Origin of the sequence: Ralstonia mannitolilytica, from assembly GCF_905397375.1 — a bacterium.
Classification (GTDB): Bacteria; Pseudomonadota; Gammaproteobacteria; order Burkholderiales; family Burkholderiaceae; genus Ralstonia; species Ralstonia mannitolilytica.
Map to the genome: position 1 here is coordinate 274,280 of NZ_CAJPVG010000002.1, position 20,952 is coordinate 295,231.

Here is a 20,952-nt window from a genome sequence, read left to right on the forward strand (position 1 = left end):
CGGCTTATTGCGACAGTTCCTTCGCAGCCTGCACCTGCGATTCGAAATACGTCTGGAACGTGATGGCGAGCCCCGCCATCAGCAGGCCCGTACCGATCATCAGCGTCAGGATGGTAAGCACCACCACAGGCCAGCCCGAGCGGGTGGGCGTGCCACCCGCGTTGAATTGCGTGTCCCATCTGTCATCGGGTCGCAGGCCGTAGACGAGCGCCGAAAGAAACCCCGCCAGCACGGAAGATGCGCCGATGATGGCGCATACCCACCCCGGCACGCTGGCGCGCTGCGTCGACCACAGCAGCGCCACGCCGATCGCGCCGAGCACCATCGCCATGACTTGGGCCCACGCCCAGAAGTCCCGCACGCCCCGCAGGTAGAAGCGGTGCGCGCCCACGCTTCCGAACAGAAAGGCGAGCAGCACGGTCAGCAGCTTGGATTTTTTTTCGAGGGTGGTGGAAGGCATGGCGGGGCGTAGAACTCACGGCACGGCAAGAGGACACAGCGCCGCGCATTCTACGCCCAACACAAACCGCGGCGCAGCCAACGAGCGGCGCCGCGCACGCGTCTTAAAGACACATCAGCAATCTGGGGAATGGGCCGTCAATTCGGCCGGACGCGCACAGCCCTGGGCAGGCGCTGCGGTGGAGGGGGGAGCGGAGCTAAATCGGGACCGGACGCAGCGACGGCACACCCATCGAAGCCGTCAGGTCTTGCAGCATTTGCGGCGCCTGTTGGCGCAGGCTGGTTTCACCATAGAGCAGGTGAACGAGCATCAGCATGAAGGCGGAGGTCCATATCAGACCGAGGATGAGCCGCACATGGCGGTAGAGATTGGACAGCATTGAAGCACCTGTTGTCGTTGTGATCGGTGTGATGACGCGCGCACGTCGAGGCGCGGCGCGTCATCCAGTACGACAAGGCTGTCCGAGGGCAAGTTCCGGACGGTGAAGCGGTGCCCGCTTTGCATCAGCCCCGGCGCGAACTGCGCCAGTTGCCTTGATCGGCGTTGCCGCGTTCCTGGCGCATGCGCTCCTGCTGTTGCCAGTCGCCGCGGCCGCCGCTTTCGCGGGGCTGCACACGGCCGTTCAGGCGGTCATCGGCGCGTGCACGGGCTTCCATCCGCTCCATCTGCGCGCGGATCCGGGCCGCCTGGTCTTCGCGCGCGCCGGCGAAGAACTGCGCGACCAGCGGACGAGAGTGCGCGGCTGTGCCGGCGGTCATCGGCCATGCCGGCATGGGGGGCTCGGCGAAGGCGACGGCCGCCTGACGCGCCGTTGCGCTGGCAGCCAAGGCGCCCGCAGAGGCGACGATCAGAACACCCGCCGCCAACGGGCGAAGCAATGCGCGGATCGGCATGGCTATCTCCTGTCGGGCGAAGGTTCAAAAGCACCACGCGCCGCAGGCATTGTTGGTACGAGGGAGACAGAGCAGCAACGCGTGTTCATGCCTGTCAATGTACGGCTTCAGTGAGGGTGCATCCACTGTCCAAAGGTTTCCTGTGTAACGAGATGTTTCCCTCACGCCCGGGGCCCTGCTTGAAGGGGGCGTGTACGTCATCTGCCGATGTAGCGGATGCGATACACCGCCCCGGCCTCGTCGTCGCTGACAAGCAAGCTGCCATCGGGCGCGACCAGCACATCGGCCGGGCGTCCCCGCGCGCGGTCGTCCTGGAGCCAGCCTTGCGCAAACGGCTCCTGCTTCGTGACCTTGCCCGTGGCGTCCAGCACCACACGCACGACGCGATAGCCGACCTTGGACGAGCGGTTCCACGAGCCATGCTCGGCAATGAAAATGTTGTTGCGATACTCCGGCGGGAAGCTCGTGCCGGTGTAGAAACGCATGCCTAGCGCAGCCACGTGTGCCCCGAGTCTGGCCACCGGCGGTACGTAGTCCTTGCACGGGTGTCCCGCGCCGAAGTCGGGGTCGGGAATATTTCCCGCATGGCAGAACGGAAAGCCGAAATGCGGGTTCGGCTGCGCGATGCGGTTCAGTTCGTCGTCCGGCTGGTCGTCGCCCATCGAGTCGCGGCCGTTGTCGGTGAACCACAGTTCGTGCGTGACCGGGTGCCAGTCGAAACCGACCGTGTTGCGGATGCCTCGCGCAACGACCTCGAGTCCGCTGCCGTCTGCGTTCATGCGCATCAGGTTGGCGTAGCGGTTTTCATCCGGGCGGCAGATGTTGCAAGGTGCGCCCACCGGCACATACAGCTTGCCGTCCGGGCCGAACGCGATGAATTTCCAGCCGTGTTGCGCCTCGGTGGGCAGTTTGTCGTTGACGACGGCGGGCGGGGGCGGTCGGTCGAGCCGCTCGTCGATGCCGTCAAGCCGCACCACGCGCGACACCGCCGAGATATAGAGGCTGCCGCCGTGCCAGGCCACCCCCACCGGCAGTTTCAAATCCGACGCCACGATCCGCACGTGCGCGTTTGGCGTCTGCAGCGGCAGCGCGTACACGTTGCCCGCGCGGCTGCCAACATACAGGATGCCCGCGGGAGACAGCGCCATCTCGCGCGCGGCGGGCATCGCGTCGGTGAGCAATTCGACCCGGAAGCCGGACGGCACGCGCAGCGTGTCCAGCAAGGGTTTGGCTCCCGCTGAGGACCCGGCGCCAAGCCACGCGGCAAGCATAATCGCCCAGCCGGCGAACCTCTGTACCAGGTCGCGCCGACAGCAGCGTGGTTGCGATGCTCCTAAGTGTTTGTTTGGTCTGGAAAATTGAGCTATAATCGCGTGTTTCTCTGTACGCATACCCAGTTTTTCAAGGAAAAGATCCATGGTCGTGATCCGTCTGGCCCGCGGTGGCTCCAAGAAGCGCCCGTTCTTCAACATCGTCGCGACCGACTCGCGTAACCGCCGTGATGGCCGTTTCATCGAGCGCGTCGGTTTCTACAATCCGCTCGCCTCCGAAGGCGAAGAAGGTCTGCGCATTGCTCAAGACCGTCTGAGCTACTGGGAAGGCGTGGGCGCGCAACTGTCGCCGACGGTCGCCCGTCTGGTGAAGCAGGGCGCCAAGAAGGCGGCTGCCTGAGTTTTAGCATGCGTCGATCGACGGTGCCGTCCGAGCACTTCCTGCCGTGACGCGCCCGGTATCGACACCGTCGGGGGCACGTAAAAGCCCCGTGACCAAAGCTGCCGAGACCGCCTCGCAAAAGGTGGCCGAACGCTTGCAGGCCCTGCGGCCGCAGGTCGGCGGCAACCCGGCGCTGCCCGATGATCTTGTCGAGGTCGGCTATGTGGGCGGTGCCTATGGCATTCGCGGTTGGATCAAGGTGCAGCCGCATGGGGATGCCGACGCGTTGCTGAATGCGCGTACGTGGTGGCTGAAGCCGGCCGCTGCTGTGCCGGCTGCATCTGCGGAATGGCGGGTGTTCTCGGTCGGCACATCGCGCGAGCACAGCGGTACGGTGGTGGCAGGTTCGCCTGCGGTGCCGGACCGCAATGTCGCCGAGGCGCTGCGTGGCTGTGCCGTGTGGGTCAGCCGGGCAGAGTTTCCCGAGCCGGATGACGACGAGTTCTATTGGGTCGACCTGATCGGCGCCACTGTCGTCAACGAACAGCAGGAAACGCTCGGTACGGTGGCTGGCCTGATCGACAACGGCGCGCATCAGATCTTGCGGGTCGTTGGAGAAGACGACGTCGAGCGGCTGGTGCCGTTTGTCGAGGTCTACGTGAAGTCGGTGGATGTTGCGGGCAAGCGCATCGTCGTCGACTGGGGTCTGGATTACTGAACATGCGGCCGGAGAATTCGGCGATGCAGTTCGATGTCATCTCGCTGTTCCCGGAGATGTTCCGGGCGCTGACCGACTGGGGTATCACCAGCCGGGCAGCCAAGCAGCAGGTGTACACGTTGCGTACCTGGAACCCGCGCGACTTCACGACGGACAATTACCGTACCGTGGATGACCGGCCTTATGGCGGTGGCCCGGGCATGGTGATGCTCGCCAAGCCGCTGGAAGCCGCGCTCGATGCGATCCGTGACGCGCAGGCACCGGTAGCTCCGCATGTGGTGCTGCTGTCGCCGCAAGGCAAGCCGCTCACGCACCGGCGAGTGATGGAATTGGCGCAGCTGCCGGCCCTCACGCTGCTGTGCGGGCGCTATGAGGCGATTGACCAGCGCCTGGTCGATCGCCGGGTCGATGAGGAAATCAGCCTCGGCGATTTCGTGCTGTCTGGCGGCGAGATCGCGGCGATGGCCATCATCGATGCGGTCGTGCGGCAGTTGCCCGGTGTGCTGGGCGACGCGCAGTCGGCGGTGCAGGACAGTTTCGTCAACGGCCTGCTCGACTGTCCGCACTACACACGGCCGGAAGAGTACGAAGGTGTGCGTGTGCCCGATGTATTGCTGGGCGGCCACCACGCCGAGATCGAGAAGTGGCGCCGCCAGCAGGCGCTGTTGAATACGATGCGCAAGCGGCCCGATCTGATCGACGCTGCGCGCAGGCAAGGTTTGTTGTCCCGCAGCGATGAGGCTTTCCTCGCTGCCGCGGCGATAACGGCAAAGGGGTCGGAAGCTTCCACACCGGAAGCCTCGGCCGATTGAAGTTCCCATCCTCTACCGGGGCCACGGTTGGTACCGGGCAAAACGCCGGCATGATGGTCAAGGAGAAAAAGATGAATCTCATCGAGCAAATCGAGCAGGAAGAAATCAAGCGCCTGACGGCCAACAAGACGATCCCCCCGTTCGCCCCTGGCGATACCGTGATCGTCAACGTGAACGTCGTGGAAGGCAACCGCAAGCGTGTGCAGGCGTATGAAGGCGTGGTGATTGCCAAGCGCAATCGCGGCCTGAACTCGTCGTTCATCGTTCGCAAGATTTCTTCGGGCGAAGGCGTGGAGCGTACATTCCAGCTGTACTCGCCGCTGCTGGCCAGCATCGAAGTGAAGCGTCGCGGCGATGTTCGCCGTGCCAAGCTGTACTACCTGCGCGAGCGCTCGGGGAAGTCGGCACGCATCAAGGAGAAGCTGACCTTCAAGCGCAAGGAAGCCGCTGCGGAGTAATCTGCGCGCATTGCGAAAAGGCACCTTCGGGTGCCTTTTTTCTCTTTCGGGGTGGAAGATGGACGCGCTGGCTGCCTTCTGCCCACCACTCATTGTTTCCCTTCATGCGCCGTCCCGTGTTCGATCCCCAGCAGTTGCCCGTGGTGCCGTCCGAGGCATCGTCGTTGCCGGCGCTCGGGGCGGAGCGGCTGACGGCCGAGTTCGTGCGCGATCGTCTGCGTACGCCGCCCGACTGGGAGCCGGAGCATACGGACGAGTCGCGTCTGATCGACGCGTCGCTCAAGCTGCGCGAGGCTGCCGTCCTGGTGCCTCTGGTACAGCGTGACGCGGGATTGACGGTGCTGCTGACGCAACGCAATGCGTCGCTCAGCCAGCATGCGGGGCAGATCAGCTTTCCGGGCGGCGGGCGCGAAGCCATTGACCGTGACGCCGTTGATACCGCACTACGCGAGACGGACGAGGAAGTGGGCATCGCGGGCGACCACATCGAGGTGGTCGGCCGCCTGCCGGACTACATCACCGGCACGGGTTTTCACGTGAGCCCCGTGGTGGGGCTGCTCACACCGGATTTTGTGCTGCGGCCGGATCCGAGTGAAGTCGCCGAAGTCTTTGAAGTGCCGCTCGCCTTCCTGATGGACCCGGCCAACCACGAGGTGCGCGAGTTGCGCTGGGAAGACCGCGTGCGCCGCTTCTATGCCATGCCATATCGTCGGCCCGACGGCGCATACCACTTCATCTGGGGCGCGACGGCGGGCATGCTCCGCAACCTGTATCACCTGCTGGCGGCGTAGCGTCCGTGTCACGGTGCGCTGTTGCGCGCACGCTGTGTGCTATCGTCTTGCACATCGCCTTCACGGCGTGATCAACGCCTTCGCAACGCCCCTCCAATGACTTTCTTCTCCGTACTCTGCGCGCTGATCGTCGAACAGTTCCGTGCGCTCAGCCGCGACAACCCCATCTACGATGTCGTGCGTGCGTTGGCCGCGCGGGCGGAAGAATGGTTCGATACCGGCAATCGCCGCGATGCTGTGCTGGCCTGGTGTGTGGTCACGCTGCCTGCCGTGGTGGTGGTTGCGCTGGTGCATTACCTGCTGTCGTCGATCAGCCTCGTGCTCGCCTTTCTGTGGAACGTGCTGATGGTCTACCTGACCCTCGGCTTCCGCCAGTTCAGCCACTATTTCACGGATATCCACGAGGCGCTGCGCAGCGATGACGTGGTCACCGCGCGCCTGTTGCTCAACGAGTGGTCGGGGCGCGACACGACGGATATGCCGGCAAACGAGATCGTCCGTCACACGCTCGAATGCGCGATCGTGGCGGCGCATCGCCATGTGTTTGGGGTGTTCTTCTGGTTTCTGGTGCCGATCGGCCCGGCGGGTGTCGTGCTGTATCGCGGCGCAGAATATCTTGCCCGCCACTGGAGCGATACCTCGTCGACGCGCAGCCCCGCCCTTGGCCTGTTTGCGCGCCAGGCGTTCTTCGTCATCGATTACGTTCCCTCGCGCCTGACCGCTATCGGCTTCGCCATCGTCGGTAATTTTGAAGACGCCATCTACGCCTGGCGCAACCGGGCGGCCAAATGGAGCGACGAGGTCAACGGTATCTTGCTGGCCGCTGGCGGGGGGGCCTTGGGCGTACGCCTTGGCACGCCGATTCCGCAACGCGATTCGGCAGACAGCCTCGCCGACGAAGACGCGGCGTATCCGATGGAAGTCGGCCAAGAGCCGAACGTGCGTACCCTGCAGTCCGCGGTGGGGTTGGTGTGGCGTGCGGTGGTGCTGTGGATGCTGCTGCTCGCGATGCTGTCGATAGCCGTGTGGCTCGGCTGACCGGGCACGGTGCCTGACCCGTCAGGCCGCGTCCTCGCGGTCTTTTCCGCAGCGCCAGCACTGGGCGAACTGCGGTTCGTGCATTTCCCCACAGTGCGTGCAGCGCCAGGCCGAGCCGGGGGGCGGATGTTGCGCCTGGTCGAGCACTGCCTGCGCCTGGGCTTCCTGCGCCGGGTTCACGAGCCACACCTGGGCCGCACAATCCTGCGGCGGAACGTCACCCGCCACGCTGCTGAGGTAAATGTTGCGCAGTTCGGTGCGGATGCCGGCCGCGGTCAGCACGTTCTGCCAATGCGCGGCCATGCCGAGCGACGGACTGCTGATCAACAGTTTCATCTCACAGCCTCCCCGAACGTCCATCTGCCGCTACCAGGGCTTCTGCTGCTCCGATTCGTGCAGCAACTGCGCGTAGAGCTGGTGTCGGCGCGGATCAATCTTGCCTTCCTCCATCGCTCCCAGAATGCCACAGCCAGGTTCCTGCAGGTGGCGGCAGTTGTAAAAGCGGCATGCGGTCAGATGCGGGCGGAATTCCGGGAAGGCCCGCTCGAGCATGCCTTCGGTCAGGTGGTGCAGGCCGAATTCCTGAAAGCCGGGCGAATCGATCAGCACACCGTCGCGGCCCCAGTCTGCAGGGAGATGGTAGAGCCGCGTGAACGTGGTCGTGTGCTTGCCGGAATCGAGCTTTTCGGAGATCTCGCGCGTCTGCGCATCGACGCCCGGAATCAGCAGATTCAGCAGCGATGACTTGCCCATCCCGGATTGCCCGATGAGGATGGACGCGCGCCCGGCCACATGCGGCTGCAGTGCCGCGTGTGCGGCTTCGGCGGCACCGTGCACGGACAGTTCCACGATCGTGTAGCCGAGCTCCCGATACAGCGCGAGCCGCGAGCGTGCAGTCTCGAGCCGCGCCGTCAGGTCGATCTTGTTGAGCAGGATCAGCGGCGCGATGCCGAGGGACTCCGCCGCAACGAGCGCGCGGCCGAGCAGGTCTTCGGAGAAGCTCGGTTCGGTGCCGAGCATGATGATGACCTGGTCCAGGTTGGCCGCCAGCATTTTCGATTTGAACTGGTCGGACCGATAGAGCAGATTGCGCCTCTCTTCCACGCGCACGACGACACCCTGGTCGACCGCGGTCGCCTCATAGATGACGTGATCGCCGACGGCGCATTCACTGCGTTTGCCGCGCGGAAAGCACTGCAGCAAGCCGCCGCCTTCGCGTTCGACCAGGTAGTGACGGCCGTGCGCGGCGATGACAAGCCCGCGCTCGCCCGTGGCAGCCTGCTTGTGGGCGTGGCCCGGTTTGCCGCGCGTCATGCCCCGGCCTGCACGAGACGCGCCACGCGCTGCGACGCGGTCGGGTGCGAGTAGTAGAAGGTCGAGTACACCGGGTCCGGCGTCAGCGTCGAGGCGTTGTCCTGGAACAGCTTGACGAGGGCCGAGACGAGTTGCTTGGCATCCGCGTGCTCGGCGGCAAACGCGTCGGCCTCGTATTCGTCCTTGCGCGACGACAGGCTCGCCAGCGGCGACACGAAGAACGTGAACACCGGCAGCACCAGGAAGAACAGCATCAGCGGCAGCGCGTGGTTGTCGGCGCCAAGATTGGGGGCGACGCCAAGGCCGAGGTAGAACCACGTCCGCGTCATCAGCCAGCCCAGCAGCGCGAGCGCACCGAGGCTCAACACAAACGTGACGGCGATGCGCTTCGTGACGTGGTGGCGCTTGAAGTGCCCGAGCTCATGCGCCAGGACGGCTTCCATTTCGGAAGCATTCAGGCGCTCGAGCAGCGTATCGAAGAAGACGATGCGCTTGGTCGCGCCGAAGCCGCTGAAGTAGGCGTTGCCGTGCGCGCTGCGGCGGCTGCCATCCATCACGAACAGGCCCTTGCTGGCGAACCCGCACCGCTTGAGCAGACTTTCGATGCGCGTACGCATCTCTTCGTCCTGCAGCGGGGTGAACTTGTTGTAGAGCGGGGCGATGACGTTCGGGTAGATGGCCTGCACGAACAGCATGAACGCCATCCAGACGATCCAGGTGTAGAGCCACCAGTGCGCGCCCATCTTGTCCATCAGCCAGAGGACGGCGAGCAGCAGCGGCAGGCCCAGCACGGTGCCGATGAGGATGCCCTTGATCAGGTCGACCGCCCAGAGCTTCCACGTCATGCGATTGAAGCCGAAGCGTTCCTCGACGACGAATTGTGCGTACAGCGAGAACGGCAGCTCGACCACGCTGCTGATGACGATGACCGACGCAATGAGCGCGACCGCATACGCATAGCCGGGGCCGAACACGCCGAGCCAGGCCTGGTTGATCCAGTTCAGCCCGCCGAACAGGGTCAGCGCGATGAGCAGCGCGGCTTGCACCGGCACTTCGAGCATCGCCAGGCGGGTACGGGCGATGGTGTAGTCGGCGGCCTTCTGGTGCATGTCGAGCGTGATCGCCTCGGCAAACTGCGCGGGCACGGCGTTGCGGTGACGCGCCACGTGGCGAATCTGCCGGGCCGCGAGCCACAGGCGTGTGGCGGACATCAGGGCGAGAGCGACCAGAAAGACAACGGTAAAGGCTGGCATGTGGGGGAAACCCTATCGAATATGCGAAAATTATAGCCTTCAGTCATTTTCTCAAGGCCTTCGCGTGAGTAACCCTGTTTCCCAGCCCGTTGCATCCTCCACCAGCGCCGCCCCCGCCAGGATTGCCGCCAAGAGCGACAACAACCTGGTCTGGGTCGACATGGAGATGACCGGCCTGAGCCCCGAGAACGACCGCATCATCGAAGTGGCCGTGGTGGTGACCGATTCGGAACTGAACGTGCTCGCGGAAGGTCCGGTGCTCGTGGTTCACCAGTCCGACGAGCTGCTCGACGGCATGGACGCATGGAACAAGGGCACGCACGGCCGCTCGGGCCTGATCGACAAGGTCAAGGCTTCGACCACGACGGAAGCCGAAGCCGAAGCCGAATTGCTCGAATTCCTCAAGAAGTGGGTGCCGAAAAGCAAATCGCCGATGTGCGGCAACTCCATCTGCCAGGACCGCCGGTTCATGGCGCGCTACATGCCCAAGCTCGAGGCGTACTTCCATTACCGCAATCTGGACGTCTCCACGCTCAAGGAGCTCTGCAAGCGCTGGCAGCCGGCCATTGCCAAGGGCTTCGTGAAACGTCAGCAGCACACCGCGTATGCGGACATCATCGAGTCGATCGAGGAGCTGCGCTACTACCGCGAGCACTTCATCCGCGATGAGCGCCAGACGCCGGAGGCCGAGGCGCTGGCCTCGTCGGTCGCGCCTTAAGCCTGCAGCGGCTTCGCGCGGACGGCGTGCTTGGGTCGCCAGGCCTTGACCACGCTGTCGTACGTTTCAATGTACGGGCCGCCGATCAGGTCGATGCAGTACGGCACGGCGGCAAAGATGCCCGGCACCGTAGCGCGGCCCTCCACATCTTTCAGGCCTTCGAGCGTTTCCTTGATGGCGCGCGGCTGGCCAGGCAGGTTGATGATCAACGCTGCGCGGGTCGGCGTTTCGCGGATGACTGCCACCTGCCGCGACAGGATCGCCGTCGGTACGAACTGCAGGCTGATCTGGCGCATCTGCTCGCCGAAACCGGGCATCTCCTTCGTGGCGACAGCGAGCGTGGCCTCGGGCGTGACGTCGCGGCGCGTGGGGCCGGTGCCGCCAGTGGTGAGCACCAGGTCGCAGCCGGCGTGGTCGACGAGCTCGATCAGCGTTTCGGAGATCGTCGCCCGATCGTCCGGAATCAGTCGTTCCACCCCTTGCCATGGCGACGACAGCGCGGTGCCAAACCAGTCGCGCAGTGCCGGAATCCCTTCGTCCTGGTACGTGCCGGCTGAGGCGCGGTCCGAAATCGATACAAAACCGACGATCAGTTCGTCGGCGTGCCGGCGGGTGAGCGGGGCGGAGGCAGTCATGCGCGGTCGTCTTCGGCTTCGGGTTGGTCGGATTCGTCTTCGCGGTCATTGCCGGCCAGCGTCTGCTTGACCATCTGGAACAACTCGCGCGACGACCTGGGCGGCTTGGCCAGTTGCGCTTCCTTACGCGCGTTGCGCACCAGTGTCCGCAGAGCCTGCACGTCGGTATCTGGATGCGCGGCGATGAACTCGGTGACAGCATCGTCGCTTGCGATCAGCCGGTCGCGCCAGCGCTCGATGGCGTGCAGGCGCGCGGTTTCCGCCTTGGAAGCACCCACGAACGTGGCCATCACGCGGCGGATGGCTTCGACGTCTTCGTCGGTGAGAGCGCGCATCAGCTTGCCGATGTACTGCATCTGGCGGCGCTTGCCCTCGTGACTCGTGATGCGCTTGGCCTCACGCAGGGCGTCGGCCAGCGTTTCGGGCAGCGGCACCTTGGCGAGTTTGTCCTTGGGCAGCGCTTCCAGTGCGGTGCCGAGGTCCTGGAGGGCGTTGACCTCGCGCTTGCGCTGCGATTTGCTCTTGGGCGTATCCGGGTCGTCCTCGTCACCGATGTCGGTGCGCACGACAGGTTGCAGATACGTGGGGTTGTGTCGGGATGCTCGGCTCATGGCGCGCATTGTATCTTGCTATGATGGGCGTTTCCGCCAAAAACGGCCCCGCACGGGCCCAAGTTTCTCTCCTCTTCGCCTATGTCTCAAACGCTCGATTCCACCACCGGTTCCGTTTTCGCGTATCGCCGCGAACAGCTCCAGGAGATGGCCACCGATGTGCTGCGCATTGCACGCGAGCTCGGCGCCACCGACGCCGCAACGGAAATCTCCGAAGGGCAGGGCCTGTCGGTCACGGTGCGCAAGGGCGAGATCGAGACCATCGAACAGAACCGCGACAAGGTCGTCGGCGTGACGGTCATGCTGGGCAAGAAGCGCGGCAACGCCAGCACGTCGGATTTCTCGCCGGCCGCACTGCGATCAACGGTGGAAGCAGCCTACAACATCGCTAGGTTTACGGCCGATGACGATGCCGCGGGCCTGGCAGAAGAGGAACTGCTGGAGAAGCACCCGCAAGACCTGCAGCTCTACCACCCGTGGACGATCGATGCCGAAGCCGCCGTCGAGATCGCCCGCGCCGCCGAGGCCGCCGCCTTTGCCGTGAGCCCGAAGATCCGCAACAGCGACGGCGCGAGCATTTCGGCGCAGCATTCGCACTTCGTGCTGGCCACTTCGCGTGGTTTCATGGGCGGCTATCCGTATTCGCGGCACTTCATTTCGGCCGCGCCGATTGCCGGCTCGGGCGCGCATATGCAGCGCGACGACTGGTATTCCTCCAAGCGATCGCCCAAGGATCTCGCTGCGCCGGAGGCCATCGGCAAGTACGCCGCGGAGCGTGCGCTGGCACGCCTGGGCGCGCGCCGGCTGACCACCCGCAAGTGCCCGGTGCTCTTCGAGGCACCGTTGGCGGCGGGCCTGCTGGGTGCGTTCGTGCAGGCGGTGTCGGGCGGCGCACTGTATCGCAAATCGACGTTCCTGCTCGATTCGCTGGGCAAGGAAGTCTTTGCGCCGCACGTGCAGATCAAGGAAGACCCGCACGTTCTGAACGGCATGGGCAGCGCGCCGTTCGATGAGGAAGGCGTGCGTACCCAGCGCCGCGATGTGGTCAGGAACGGCGTGGTGGAGGGCTACTTCCTGTCGACGTATTCCGCGCGCAAGCTCGGCATGCAGACGACGGGTAACGCGGGGGGCTCGCACAACCTGACGCTGTTCTCCGACAAGACCGGGCCTGAAGACGACTTTGCAGGCATGCTGCGCCGCATGGGCACGGGCCTGCTGGTGACTGAACTGATGGGTCAGGGCGTGAACTACGTGACGGGCGACTACTCGCGCGGTGCGTCGGGCTACTGGGTGGAGAACGGTGTGATCCAATACCCCGTGGAAGAGATCACCATCGCGGGCAACCTGCGTGACATGTTCCGCCAGATTGTCGCCATCGGCGCGGATGCACTGGTGCGCGGCACGAAGGAAACCGGCTCCATCCTGATCGAGCAGATGACGATTGCCGGCGAGTGAATTGCCGCAGCGAGGAACAAACAACGCGCTCGTAACTGAGCGCGTTTTTCTTTGTGGCCGCTACTGGCTTATTGCTCGTCCGAGGGAGGCCGTTCGTATGTCACGAAGGCGTAGTCGAAATCGTTGGGCGGTGTGGCGTGGTGCGTCTCGCGCGCGACTTCGCGCCACACCTTGGGATCGGGCGCCGGAAAGTACGCATCGCCTTCGAAGTCGGCGTCGATCTCGGTCACGATCAGGCGATCGGCGCTCGGCAGGGCATCCGCATACAGCTGCGCGCCGCCGATGAGGAAGATCTGCTCGGCGCCCACGCACAGGCGCTGCGCGTCTTCCATCGAATATGCGATCTCGCAGCCCGGCAACTCCAGCTTGGCATTGCGCGTGACGACGATGTTGCGGCGGCCCGGGAGCGGTCGGCCGATCGATTCGTACGTCTTGCGGCCCATCACGATGGGCGCGCCCATGGTGGTGCGTTTGAAATGCGCGAGGTCTTCGGGCAGACGCCAGGGAAGGGCGTTGTCGCGGCCGATGACGCCATTGCGGGCGCGGGCGACGATGAGCGTGAGGATCGTCATGCCGTTACACCGCCACAGGCGCCTTGATGGCCGGATGGCTCTGGTAGCCGACGATCTCGAAGTCTTCGTACCGGTAATCGAAGATGCTCTCGGGCCTGCGTTTGATGTGCAGCTTGGGCAGCGGCAGCGGCTCGCGCGCGAGCTGCGTTTCGACCTGTTCGAAGTGGTTGTTGTAGAGGTGGCAGTCGCCGCCGGTCCAGACGAAGTCGCCTACGTCCAGGTCGGTCTGCTGCGCGATCATGTGCGTGAGCAGCGCATAGCTGGCGATATTGAACGGCACGCCGAGGAAGATGTCGGCGCTGCGCTGGTACAGCTGGCACGACAGCTTGCCGTCGGCCACGTAGAACTGGAAGAACGCATGGCAGGGCGGCAACTTCATGCGCGGAATGTCGGCCACGTTCCAGGCCGAGACGATCAATCGGCGCGAATCCGGATTGCGCTTGATCTGCGCGATCAGCTCGGCGATCTGGTCGATGTGCTCGCCGGTGGGCGTCGGCCACGAGCGCCACTGATAGCCATAGATGGGGCCCAGCTCGCCGTCGGCATCGGCCCACTCGTCCCAGATCGTCACGCCGTTGTCCTGCAGCCAGCGCACATTGGTCGCGCCCTGGAGGAACCATAGCAGTTCATACACGATGGACTTGATGTGGACCTTCTTGGTGGTCACCAGCGGGAAGCCGTCCTGCAGGTTGAAGCGCATCTGGTAGCCGAACACGGAGCGCGTACCGGTGCCGGTGCGGTCGGCTTTGTCGGTGCCATGTTCGTAGACATGGCGCATCAGATCGAGATAGGGCTGCATTCGTGGAGCAGGGCGTCGGAAATCGGTTGAGCCGCATTGTAACGTGGGCGGCCACGGCCCGACTGTACTGGCGGTGTCCGCAAACTGGCCCGGCTGGCGGGGCGGAACAGTTGGACTGACAAACCGCGGAATTGTCGATGTTGCGGGGCAGAATCGCCTGGGAAGATGCGCTCATCGCTGCCAACTGTCTGCCGGAGATTGCCATGTCGCCCGTGAACCCCGCCCCCTCGCTCGACCGTGCCGCTGAACTGCGTCGCCTGCGCGCCGCCGCACGTGTCGTCCACGCGGTGATTCCGCCGACGCCCCAATATGGCTGGCCTCTGTTGTCGCAAGCCTTGGGAGCCGCCGTGTGGGTCAAGCACGAGAACCATACGGAGGTGGGTGCGTTCAAGGTGCGCGGCGGATTGACCTATCTGCACGCCTTGCGCAGCCGCGAGCCCAGGCTGCGCGGTGTGATTGCCGCAACGCGTGGCAATCACGGTCAGTCGATCGCCCTGGCCGCACGCCGAAGCGGCCTGGCCGCCACCATCGTCGTGCCGCATGGCAACAGCGTCGAGAAGAACGCCGCCATGCGCGGCCTGGGTGCCGAGCTGATCGAGGTGGGCGAGGACTTCCAGGCCAGCCGCGAGGTGGCTGCGCAACTCGCGGCCGAGCGAGGCTTGCACTACGTGCCTTCGTATCACGAAGACCTGGTCGTGGGTGTGGCGAGCTACTGGCTGGAGTTCTTCGAGGCCGTGCCGCTGGACGTCGTCTACGTGCCGATCGGCATGGGCTCGGGTATTTGCGCGGCGGTGCGGGCGCGCGATGCGCTGGGGTTGTCGACCCGCATCGTGGGCGTGGTGTCTGCGCACGCGCAGTGCTATGCGCATTCGTTCGCGAGTGGCGCCCCGGTCTCGGCGCCAGTGTCGACGGTGCTCGCAGATGGGCTGGCCGTCCGCACGCCGGACGCCCAGGCGCTGGAGGTGATGTGGGCCGGCGTCGACGCGGTCGTTTCCGTGACGGACGATGCAGTGGCCGCGGCCATCCGCCTGTACTTCTCCACCACGCACAATGTGGCCGAGGGAGCTGCCGCCGCGGCCCTGGCGGGCGCATGGCAGCAGCGGGACCAGTTGGCCGGGTTGCGCATCGGCCTGCCGCTGACCGGCGGCAACATCGACCGCGCCATGCTGGCGCGAGTCCTCGCCGGCCAGCCGATCCAGGCTTAGGCGGCCTGCTGGCGGCGGCGCTGGACGAGCCAGCCGCCGCCCAGCACGATCGCGAACACCAGCGCGTACACGGCCCACATCAGCGGCCGCCGTTCCGCAAAGAACGGCTTGAGAACGGGCTCCGCCACGATCATGTGCGCGGCGGTATAGGCCAGCACCGCCGCACCACCGTAGACAATGATCGGGAAGCGCTCGATCAGGCGCAGTACCACGCCGCTGCCCCACACGACCACGGGCACGCTGATCAGGAGGCCGAGCACCACCAGCAGGAAGCTGCCGTGCGATGCGCCGGCAATGGCGAGCACGTTGTCGATGCCCATCACGGCGTCGGCGATGATGATGGTCTTCATGGCACCCATCAGCGTGGTGCTGCCGGGGCCGTGTTCGCCATCGCCCTGACCTTCGTCAGCGAGCAGCTTCCACGCAATCCATACCAGCGCGAGGCCGCCCACCAGCATCAGGCCTGGGATCTTCAGCAGCCACACCACCGCCAGCGTCATCAGCGCCCGCACGATGATGGCACCGGCGGCGCCCCAGAGGATGGCCTTCTTCTGCAACTCGGCCGGCAGGTTGCGCGCGGCCAGCGCGATGAGGATGGCGTTATCGCCTGCAAGCACGAGGTCGATCACGATGATCGATGCCAGCGCCGCTGCAAACTGCATGGTGAAGATGTCAGACAACCATTCCATGGTGGCTCCAGGTCAAACAACAGTGAAAAACCGGTGGACCGAACCGCATGGAATGCTGGGGCGAGACGCTTTGCAGACCATGAATCCGGTTGCAAAGGTCTTGCTCGACACGGGCAGGCTGGCAACCTGCCGATGCCGGCACGACCGGAAGCGCATGCTTCGTCATGACGATCGTGCCTGGGGCTGAAGAACCCCCGAGCTACTCCCCTTTGAGGAAGCCCGCATTGTAGCGCACTCCTGCCATGTTGCGGTGCGCAAGCGTAGCCATGGCGTCGCATCGCCACATGCGCGGTTTTTTCAGCGAGGCAGGTGATTTTTACGTTCGGCGGGATGCGGCATTGCCAGGGGCTCGGGTGAAAGAACGGTGGCGCCGTCACAAAGCGGCGTCTACGCTGCAAACTCGTCGATGCGTCACCAGGGCGGAGCCCATGGCACATTTCTCGCTGCCTACGGCTTTCAGACCATGCAGCACCGTGCCGTTCCACTCCAACGGGAGACACCATGCAGGCCACCAAGCCGTCCGCCGATGCCTATGCCCGCCGCGCGCTGGCCCGACTGATCCAGCCGCCGGCCACCGTCGACGCCGTCGGCGCAGGCCTGACGTTCTACCAACTCTTTACCGAAGACGATGCTGCGCTGCGTGCCGAGGCCGAAGCCGGCCTGCTCGCGCCCACGGCCAGCGTGAGCCCGAAGTTCTTCTACGACGCGCTCGGTTCGCGCCTGTTCGAGGCGATCACCGATCTGCCGGAGTACTACCCGACCCGCACCGAAGCCGCGATCTTCAGCCTGCATGCCGCCGAGATCGCCTTGCGCGTGGGGCGCGGCGCAACGCTCGTCGACCTGGGCGCCGGCAATTGCGAGAAGGCCGCGCGCCTGTTCCGCACGCTGGCGCCCTCGCGCTATGTGGCGATCGACATCTCGGCGGATTTTCTGCGCGACACGCTGCGCGCGCTGGCGCGTCAGCATCCGCATCTGCCGATGGTGGGTATCGGCGCAGACCTGTGCGCGCCGCTGACCCTGCCCGACGCCGTGGGTTCGGGCCGGCGCGTGTGGTTCTATCCGGGATCGAGCCTGGGCAACTTCACGCCTGACGAAGCCTGCGCCTTCCTCGGTCGCCTGCGCGAGGCTTCATCGCCGGGGGACAGCATGTTGATCGGGATCGACCTGATCAAGGATCCACGCCGGCTGGAAGCCGCGTACGACGACCCGCTGGGCGTGACGGCCGCGTTCAACCTCAACATCCTGCGCAACCTGAACCGGCTGCTCGGTGCCGACTTTGATGTGCGGGATTGGCGCCATCTCGCGCTGTACCGCAACGACGTGCACCGGATCGAGATGCACCTCGAAGCCCGTCGCGATGTGACGGTGCGGTGGGGCAAGCACACGCGCGCCTTTGCCGCCGGCGAGCGCATCCATACCGAGAATTCGGTCAAATACGATCTGCCCCGCCTGCGCAAGCTGTTTGCGGATGCCGGCTTCGACGACCTGCACGCATGGACCGATGCCGCCAGCGACTTTGCCGTGTGCCATGCGAGCATCAGCCGCTAGCGCGGCTCGCGAGCCCGGAGGGCGGTGCGATAATGGATCGATTCCCGCCCGAGGTGTGCCGCGATGGCTGAATTCTTCATGCTTCCCGATCCGACCTTCATTGGATCGCTTCCCGACTGGACCGACGGCCGCCGCCTGCCACGCCAGGGCATCGCGCACAGCCTGGTCGATGCACGCAATCGCACGCTTGCGCTGCTGTCGGCCTTCGGCGATACGCAGCGCGGCTGGCAGATCGAGCGCGTGCCGCACCACGCGCCGCCGCTCTGGACACTGGGCCAACTGGCCTGGTTTGCCGAATTCTGGTGCCTGCGCGAGCCGCGCCGCAGCGGCAGCGACACCATCGAAGACGGTGCCGGTACGGAGTGGGATCTCGCGCGCTGGCAGGCCACGCTGCCCGCCGCACTGGACGGCGCCGATACCTTCTTCGACATGGACCGCATGCCGCCCGACGCTTGCTGGGAACTCACGCTGCCCGGCATCGCCGCGGTCAAGCAATACGCACATGACGTGCTCGACCGCGTGCTGCGCAAGCTCGCGACGCTCGGCACCGACGATGATGCGGCGCTGGAGCCGTTCCGGTGGGCGGTCTTCCATGAAGACCTGCGCGCCGAGCACCTGCACGGCCTGCTGCAGATACTTGGCCTGCAACCGGCGGGGCAGCCGCCGCTGGCTGCCGTTCCCGTGCCGGCCGCGCAGATGCTGTCGCTGCCCGGCGGTCGATTCCAGATGGGCTGGCCGGATGCCGACGGCTTCTTCTTCGACAACGAGTGCCCGCCCTATCGGACGTATGTGCCCGCGTTCGAGATCGACGCGCAGCCGGTCACCAACGGCCAGTATCTGGAGTTCATCGAGGATGGCGGGTATGACCATCCGCAATGGTGGTCGCCAGCCGGCATGGAGTGGCTGATGATGCAGGAGCGCTCCGCGCCTCTAGGCTGGCAGCGGGAACCGGCCACGCGTGCGTGGCAGGTACAGCGCTACGGCCAGGCGCGCACGCTCAACCGCGACGAACCCGTGCGCCACGTGAGCCTGTACGAGGCGCAGGCGTGGTGCCGCTGGGCCGGACGCCGCCTGCCGACCGAAGACGAATGGGAGATGGCCGCGGTGCAGGGCCGGGCCGGCTTCCATTGGGGCCAGGTGTGGGAATGGACGTCATCGCCATTCGAGCCGTATCCGGACTTCGTGCCCGGCGTGCCGCGCGGCCGCGTGGCGAGCCTGTCGGCGCCGCATTTCATGACGATGCAGACCGTGCGCGGGGCCGCCGCGCATACGCCGCAGCGTGCACGCCATCCGCGCTTCCGCGGCTTCCTGCTGCCTGAGCGTGACGACATCTTTGTCGGCTTCCGAACCTGTGCGCTCTGAGCGCGGTCGCGCGGCAGGGAGATCGGTCTCGTCCCAGAAAGCAAAAACCCCACGTTCAAGAACGTGGGGTTTTTTCATGGCGGCGGTGTGTTCAGCCGATCAACGGTCGAAGTCGCGCGAGCGGCCCTTGCTGCCGTAGCTGTCACGGTTGCCATCGCGATTGCCGTAGCCGCGACGCGGGGCGCCGCTGCCGTTGTCGTTGCCGAAGCGGTTGCCGTTGCTGTCGCCGAAGCGACGCGGTGCGCCGTCACGGTTGCCGTCGCGGCTGCCATAACCGCCACCGTTGCCGTAGCCGCGGTTGCCGTCTTGCGTGCGGGCCGGGCGCTGTTGCCAGTCGCCGCGGTTTTGCTGGCCGTACGCTTGGCGCGGGGCGCGGTCGTCGCGGTTCCATTCACGCTGGCCGCCTTGGTAGCCGCCGTTGCGGTCGCCGCGATCGTCGCGACGCGGTGCGAAACCATCGCGGTCGCCACCGAAGCTGCGCTGGAAGCGGCCTTCGTTGCTGCCGCCGCTGCCTTGGCGCGCGGCATGGCCGTCGCGCTGGCCGCGCCAGTTGCCGCCGCCGTTGCCACCGCGATAGCCGCCACGGTCGCCGCCGGCACGCGGGCCGCCGGTGCGCGGCTTGGGCGTGCGCTTCGGCTCGAGGCCTTCGATGACGCTGGCGTCGATGCGGCGGTCCACGAAGCGCTCGATGCGGCGCCATTGGAACGTGTCGTTGTGGTTCACCAGGTTGATGGCGATGCCGCTGCGGCCGGCGCGGCCCGTACGGCCGATGCGGTGCACGTAGTCTTCCGCCTGCTTGGGCAGGTCGAAGTTCACCACGTGCGTGATGTCGGGCACGTCGATGCCGCGTGCTGCCACGTCGGTGGCTACCAGCACGCGCAGCTGGCCGCGGCGCAGCGCCGTCAGCGTGCGGTTGCGGGCGCCCTGGTGCATGTCGCCATGCAGCGCGCCGGCGGAGAAGCCCGTCTCGGTCAGGCGTTCGGCCAGCGAGTCGGCATCGCGCTTGGTGGCCGTGAACACGATCGCCTGCTTGAGCGTGGCATCGCGCAGCAGGTGGTCGAGCAGGCGCTCCTTGTGCGAGACGTCGTCGGTAAAGTGCAGACGCTCTTCGATGTGGCTCTGGTCGACCTTGGCGGCGGCGATCTCGATGCGCTGTGGGTCGCGCATCATGCGTTCGGCGAGCTGCTCGATGCGGCGGTCCATGGTGGCCGAGAACATCAGCATCTGGCGCGACTGCGGCGTGGCGCCGACGATGGCTTCGATGTCGTCGGCGAAGCCCATGTCCAGCATGCGGTCGGCTTCATCGAACACCAGCATGTTCAGCGCCGACAGGTCGATGCGGCCCGAGTCGATGTGGTCGAGCAGGCGGCCCGGCGTGGCGATGATGATGTCCGGCATGCGTGCCAGCATGTCGAGCTGCTTCGGATAGGGCATGCCGCCCAGGATGCTCGCACAGACGATCCGACGCATGTGGCGGCCGTATTGCGACGCGGCGGTCGTCACCTGCAGGGCCAGTTCACGCGTGGGCGTGAGCACCAGCAGCGACGGCTTGGCTGGGGCCGGGCGGGGGCGACGGCCCTTCATGCGCTGCGGCGGGCCGTCCATGCGCGGACGGTGCGGCTCGGGCTGCTCGCTGATGCGCTGGATGGCCGGCAGCATGAAGGCTGCGGTCTTGCCCGAACCGGTCTGGCTCGTGACCAGCAGGTCGCGGCCCAGCAGGCAGGCCGGAATGGCTTGCGCCTGCACCGGCGTCGGCGTGGTGTAGTTCACTTCGCCCAGCGCGCGGACGATGCGTTCGTCCAGGCCCAGCTCTGCAAAAGCGCTGGCACGGGTGGCGGCGTTGGCGATGAGATCGGTGGTGGTGGCGGTTTCAGCGTGCGCAATGGCGCCGCTGCCGTCTTGAGGCTGCGTCATGTCGAATAGCTTTTAAGTAAGGCTGCCGCGCCGGCCGCATCAACTGACGCGAAC

General features: G+C 65.6%; 24 protein-coding genes. 11 read left to right on the forward strand and 13 right to left on the reverse strand.

The features are described 5' to 3' along the window. Window positions 1–4: 4 nt before the first annotated feature. From KHN96_RS06940 to KHN96_RS06955, 4 genes are all read right to left on the reverse strand, one after another. The gene (locus KHN96_RS06940; protein ID WP_062739385.1) at window positions 5–460 is read right to left on the reverse strand and encodes an NINE protein; all 456 of its coding nucleotides are present in this window, start codon (window positions 458–460) and stop codon (window positions 5–7) included. Window positions 461–656: 196 nt separating this feature from the next. Next, window positions 657–839 carry a hypothetical protein gene (locus KHN96_RS06945; protein ID WP_062739384.1) on the reverse strand — a complete coding sequence of 61 codons (183 nt, stop codon included), beginning with the start codon at window positions 837–839 and terminating at the stop codon, window positions 657–659. 124 nt (window positions 840–963) lie between these two features. After that, window positions 964–1,353 carry a hypothetical protein gene (locus KHN96_RS06950; protein WP_062739383.1) on the reverse strand — a complete coding sequence of 130 codons (390 nt, stop codon included), beginning with the start codon at window positions 1,351–1,353 and terminating at the stop codon, window positions 964–966. A gap of 197 nt (window positions 1,354–1,550) precedes the next feature. After that, on the reverse strand, window positions 1,551–2,624 hold the full coding sequence (locus KHN96_RS06955; RefSeq protein WP_062739382.1) for a PQQ-dependent sugar dehydrogenase: 1,074 nt from the start codon (window positions 2,622–2,624) through the stop codon (window positions 1,551–1,553). Window positions 2,625–2,769: 145 nt separating this feature from the next. Between KHN96_RS06955 and rpsP the strand changes: the two genes are divergently transcribed. From rpsP to KHN96_RS06985, 6 genes are all read left to right on the forward strand, one after another. After that, window positions 2,770–3,024: a 30S ribosomal protein S16 gene (gene rpsP, locus KHN96_RS06960; protein WP_045786359.1), complete on the forward strand. Its 255-nt coding sequence runs from the start codon at window positions 2,770–2,772 to the stop codon at window positions 3,022–3,024. 91 nt (window positions 3,025–3,115) lie between these two features. After that, window positions 3,116–3,724, forward strand: coding sequence for a ribosome maturation factor RimM (gene rimM, locus KHN96_RS06965; RefSeq protein ID WP_373994655.1), 609 nt, complete (start codon window positions 3,116–3,118; stop codon window positions 3,722–3,724). 23 nt (window positions 3,725–3,747) lie between these two features. Then, window positions 3,748–4,536: a tRNA (guanosine(37)-N1)-methyltransferase TrmD gene (gene trmD, locus KHN96_RS06970; RefSeq protein WP_062739435.1), complete on the forward strand. Its 789-nt coding sequence runs from the start codon at window positions 3,748–3,750 to the stop codon at window positions 4,534–4,536. A gap of 71 nt (window positions 4,537–4,607) precedes the next feature. Continuing rightward, window positions 4,608–4,994: a 50S ribosomal protein L19 gene (gene rplS / locus KHN96_RS06975; RefSeq protein WP_045786360.1), complete on the forward strand. Its 387-nt coding sequence runs from the start codon at window positions 4,608–4,610 to the stop codon at window positions 4,992–4,994. Between the two features lie 104 nt (window positions 4,995–5,098). Next, window positions 5,099–5,785, forward strand: coding sequence for a CoA pyrophosphatase (locus KHN96_RS06980; RefSeq protein WP_062739434.1), 687 nt, complete (start codon window positions 5,099–5,101; stop codon window positions 5,783–5,785). A gap of 96 nt (window positions 5,786–5,881) precedes the next feature. Then, on the forward strand, window positions 5,882–6,823 hold the full coding sequence (locus KHN96_RS06985; protein WP_045786361.1) for a CobD/CbiB family protein: 942 nt from the start codon (window positions 5,882–5,884) through the stop codon (window positions 6,821–6,823). 21 nt (window positions 6,824–6,844) lie between these two features. On the opposite strand, the gene KHN96_RS06990 is transcribed toward KHN96_RS06985, so the two are convergent. Genes KHN96_RS06990 through KHN96_RS07000 form a run of 3 tightly spaced genes read right to left on the reverse strand, consistent with a single transcriptional unit; the run spans window position 6,845 to window position 9,390 of the window. After that, complete coding sequence (locus KHN96_RS06990; protein WP_045786362.1) at window positions 6,845–7,159, reverse strand: hypothetical protein; 315 nt, start codon at window positions 7,157–7,159, stop codon at window positions 6,845–6,847. Between the two features lie 30 nt (window positions 7,160–7,189). Continuing rightward, window positions 7,190–8,137: a ribosome small subunit-dependent GTPase A gene (gene rsgA / locus KHN96_RS06995; RefSeq protein ID WP_062739381.1), complete on the reverse strand. Its 948-nt coding sequence runs from the start codon at window positions 8,135–8,137 to the stop codon at window positions 7,190–7,192. Beyond that, on the reverse strand, window positions 8,134–9,390 hold the full coding sequence (locus KHN96_RS07000; RefSeq protein ID WP_062739380.1) for a M48 family metallopeptidase: 1,257 nt from the start codon (window positions 9,388–9,390) through the stop codon (window positions 8,134–8,136). Before KHN96_RS07000 ends, rsgA begins: the two co-directional genes overlap by 4 nt. Window positions 9,391–9,454: 64 nt before the next feature. Here KHN96_RS07000 and orn point away from each other — a divergent pair, with 64 nt between their 5' ends. Continuing rightward, on the forward strand, window positions 9,455–10,108 hold the full coding sequence (orn, locus tag KHN96_RS07005; RefSeq protein ID WP_045786365.1) for an oligoribonuclease: 654 nt from the start codon (window positions 9,455–9,457) through the stop codon (window positions 10,106–10,108). On the opposite strand, the gene mog is transcribed toward orn, so the two are convergent. Continuing rightward, window positions 10,105–10,743 carry a molybdopterin adenylyltransferase gene (mog, locus tag KHN96_RS07010; protein WP_062739379.1) on the reverse strand — a complete coding sequence of 213 codons (639 nt, stop codon included), beginning with the start codon at window positions 10,741–10,743 and terminating at the stop codon, window positions 10,105–10,107. The two genes, orn and mog, sit on opposite strands and share 4 nt — an antisense overlap. Beyond that, entirely contained in the window at window positions 10,740–11,354 is a 615-nt protein-coding gene (gene yjgA / locus KHN96_RS07015) for a ribosome biogenesis factor YjgA (RefSeq protein ID WP_274520127.1), read from the reverse strand. Before yjgA ends, mog begins: the two co-directional genes overlap by 4 nt. Window positions 11,355–11,435: 81 nt before the next feature. On the opposite strand from yjgA, the gene pmbA reads away from it, so the two are divergent. After that, the gene (pmbA, locus tag KHN96_RS07020; RefSeq protein ID WP_045786368.1) at window positions 11,436–12,809 is read left to right on the forward strand and encodes a metalloprotease PmbA; all 1,374 of its coding nucleotides are present in this window, start codon (window positions 11,436–11,438) and stop codon (window positions 12,807–12,809) included. Window positions 12,810–12,877: 68 nt separating this feature from the next. On the opposite strand, the gene KHN96_RS07025 is transcribed toward pmbA, so the two are convergent. Both KHN96_RS07025 and KHN96_RS07030 read right to left on the reverse strand, forming a co-directional pair. Beyond that, on the reverse strand, window positions 12,878–13,381 hold the full coding sequence (locus KHN96_RS07025) for a dihydrofolate reductase (protein ID WP_045786369.1): 504 nt from the start codon (window positions 13,379–13,381) through the stop codon (window positions 12,878–12,880). Window positions 13,382–13,385: 4 nt separating this feature from the next. Then, on the reverse strand, window positions 13,386–14,180 hold the full coding sequence (locus KHN96_RS07030) for a thymidylate synthase (protein WP_045786370.1): 795 nt from the start codon (window positions 14,178–14,180) through the stop codon (window positions 13,386–13,388). Between the two features lie 203 nt (window positions 14,181–14,383). Here KHN96_RS07030 and KHN96_RS07035 point away from each other — a divergent pair, with 203 nt between their 5' ends. Then, on the forward strand, window positions 14,384–15,385 hold the full coding sequence (locus KHN96_RS07035; protein WP_062739433.1) for a threonine dehydratase: 1,002 nt from the start codon (window positions 14,384–14,386) through the stop codon (window positions 15,383–15,385). On the opposite strand, the gene KHN96_RS07040 is transcribed toward KHN96_RS07035, so the two are convergent. After that, entirely contained in the window at window positions 15,382–16,074 is a 693-nt protein-coding gene (locus KHN96_RS07040) for a TerC family protein (RefSeq protein ID WP_062739377.1), read from the reverse strand. The two genes, KHN96_RS07035 and KHN96_RS07040, sit on opposite strands and share 4 nt — an antisense overlap. Before the next feature lie 501 nt (window positions 16,075–16,575). On the opposite strand from KHN96_RS07040, the gene egtD reads away from it, so the two are divergent. After that, window positions 16,576–17,622 carry an L-histidine N(alpha)-methyltransferase gene (gene egtD, locus KHN96_RS07045; protein WP_062739376.1) on the forward strand — a complete coding sequence of 349 codons (1,047 nt, stop codon included), beginning with the start codon at window positions 16,576–16,578 and terminating at the stop codon, window positions 17,620–17,622. 63 nt (window positions 17,623–17,685) lie between these two features. Then, window positions 17,686–18,984: an ergothioneine biosynthesis protein EgtB gene (locus KHN96_RS07050; protein WP_045786373.1), complete on the forward strand. Its 1,299-nt coding sequence runs from the start codon at window positions 17,686–17,688 to the stop codon at window positions 18,982–18,984. A 99-nt stretch (window positions 18,985–19,083) separates the two neighbouring features. Here the strand turns inward: KHN96_RS07050 and KHN96_RS07055 are convergent, their stop codons facing one another. Then, the gene (locus KHN96_RS07055; RefSeq protein ID WP_062739375.1) at window positions 19,084–20,898 is read right to left on the reverse strand and encodes a DEAD/DEAH box helicase; all 1,815 of its coding nucleotides are present in this window, start codon (window positions 20,896–20,898) and stop codon (window positions 19,084–19,086) included. Window positions 20,899–20,952 lie beyond the last annotated feature (54 nt).

Bases quoted from the DNA above. Each gene is read 5' to 3' on its own strand.
- KHN96_RS06990 (WP_045786362.1), bottom strand. From the start codon at position 7,159: ATGAAACTGTTGATCAGCAGTCCGTCGCTCGGCATGGCCGCGCATTGG.
- rsgA (WP_062739381.1), bottom strand. From the start codon at position 8,137: ATGACGCGCGGCAAACCGGGCCACGCCCACAAGCAGGCTGCCACGGGC.
- KHN96_RS06980 (WP_062739434.1), top strand. From the start codon at position 5,099: ATGCGCCGTCCCGTGTTCGATCCCCAGCAGTTGCCCGTGGTGCCGTCC.
- KHN96_RS07025 (WP_045786369.1), bottom strand. From the start codon at position 13,381: ATGACGATCCTCACGCTCATCGTCGCCCGCGCCCGCAATGGCGTCATC.
- KHN96_RS07050 (WP_045786373.1), top strand. From the start codon at position 17,686: ATGGCTGAATTCTTCATGCTTCCCGATCCGACCTTCATTGGATCGCTT.
- KHN96_RS07030 (WP_045786370.1), bottom strand. From the start codon at position 14,180: ATGCAGCCCTATCTCGATCTGATGCGCCATGTCTACGAACATGGCACC.
- KHN96_RS06950 (WP_062739383.1), bottom strand. From the start codon at position 1,353: ATGCCGATCCGCGCATTGCTTCGCCCGTTGGCGGCGGGTGTTCTGATC.
- pmbA (WP_045786368.1), top strand. From the start codon at position 11,436: ATGTCTCAAACGCTCGATTCCACCACCGGTTCCGTTTTCGCGTATCGC.
- KHN96_RS07035 (WP_062739433.1), top strand. From the start codon at position 14,384: ATGTCGCCCGTGAACCCCGCCCCCTCGCTCGACCGTGCCGCTGAACTG.
- KHN96_RS06945 (WP_062739384.1), bottom strand. From the start codon at position 839: ATGCTGTCCAATCTCTACCGCCATGTGCGGCTCATCCTCGGTCTGATA.
- KHN96_RS06955 (WP_062739382.1), bottom strand. From the start codon at position 2,624: ATGCTTGCCGCGTGGCTTGGCGCCGGGTCCTCAGCGGGAGCCAAACCC.
- yjgA (WP_274520127.1), bottom strand. From the start codon at position 11,354: ATGAGCCGAGCATCCCGACACAACCCCACGTATCTGCAACCTGTCGTG.
- KHN96_RS06940 (WP_062739385.1), bottom strand. From the start codon at position 460: ATGCCTTCCACCACCCTCGAAAAAAAATCCAAGCTGCTGACCGTGCTG.
- egtD (WP_062739376.1), top strand. From the start codon at position 16,576: ATGCAGGCCACCAAGCCGTCCGCCGATGCCTATGCCCGCCGCGCGCTG.
- rpsP (WP_045786359.1), top strand. From the start codon at position 2,770: ATGGTCGTGATCCGTCTGGCCCGCGGTGGCTCCAAGAAGCGCCCGTTC.
- KHN96_RS07040 (WP_062739377.1), bottom strand. From the start codon at position 16,074: ATGGAATGGTTGTCTGACATCTTCACCATGCAGTTTGCAGCGGCGCTG.
- mog (WP_062739379.1), bottom strand. From the start codon at position 10,743: ATGACTGCCTCCGCCCCGCTCACCCGCCGGCACGCCGACGAACTGATC.
- KHN96_RS06985 (WP_045786361.1), top strand. From the start codon at position 5,882: ATGACTTTCTTCTCCGTACTCTGCGCGCTGATCGTCGAACAGTTCCGT.
- KHN96_RS07000 (WP_062739380.1), bottom strand. From the start codon at position 9,390: ATGCCAGCCTTTACCGTTGTCTTTCTGGTCGCTCTCGCCCTGATGTCC.
- KHN96_RS07055 (WP_062739375.1), bottom strand. From the start codon at position 20,898: ATGACGCAGCCTCAAGACGGCAGCGGCGCCATTGCGCACGCTGAAACC.
- rplS (WP_045786360.1), top strand. From the start codon at position 4,608: ATGAATCTCATCGAGCAAATCGAGCAGGAAGAAATCAAGCGCCTGACG.
- trmD (WP_062739435.1), top strand. From the start codon at position 3,748: ATGCAGTTCGATGTCATCTCGCTGTTCCCGGAGATGTTCCGGGCGCTG.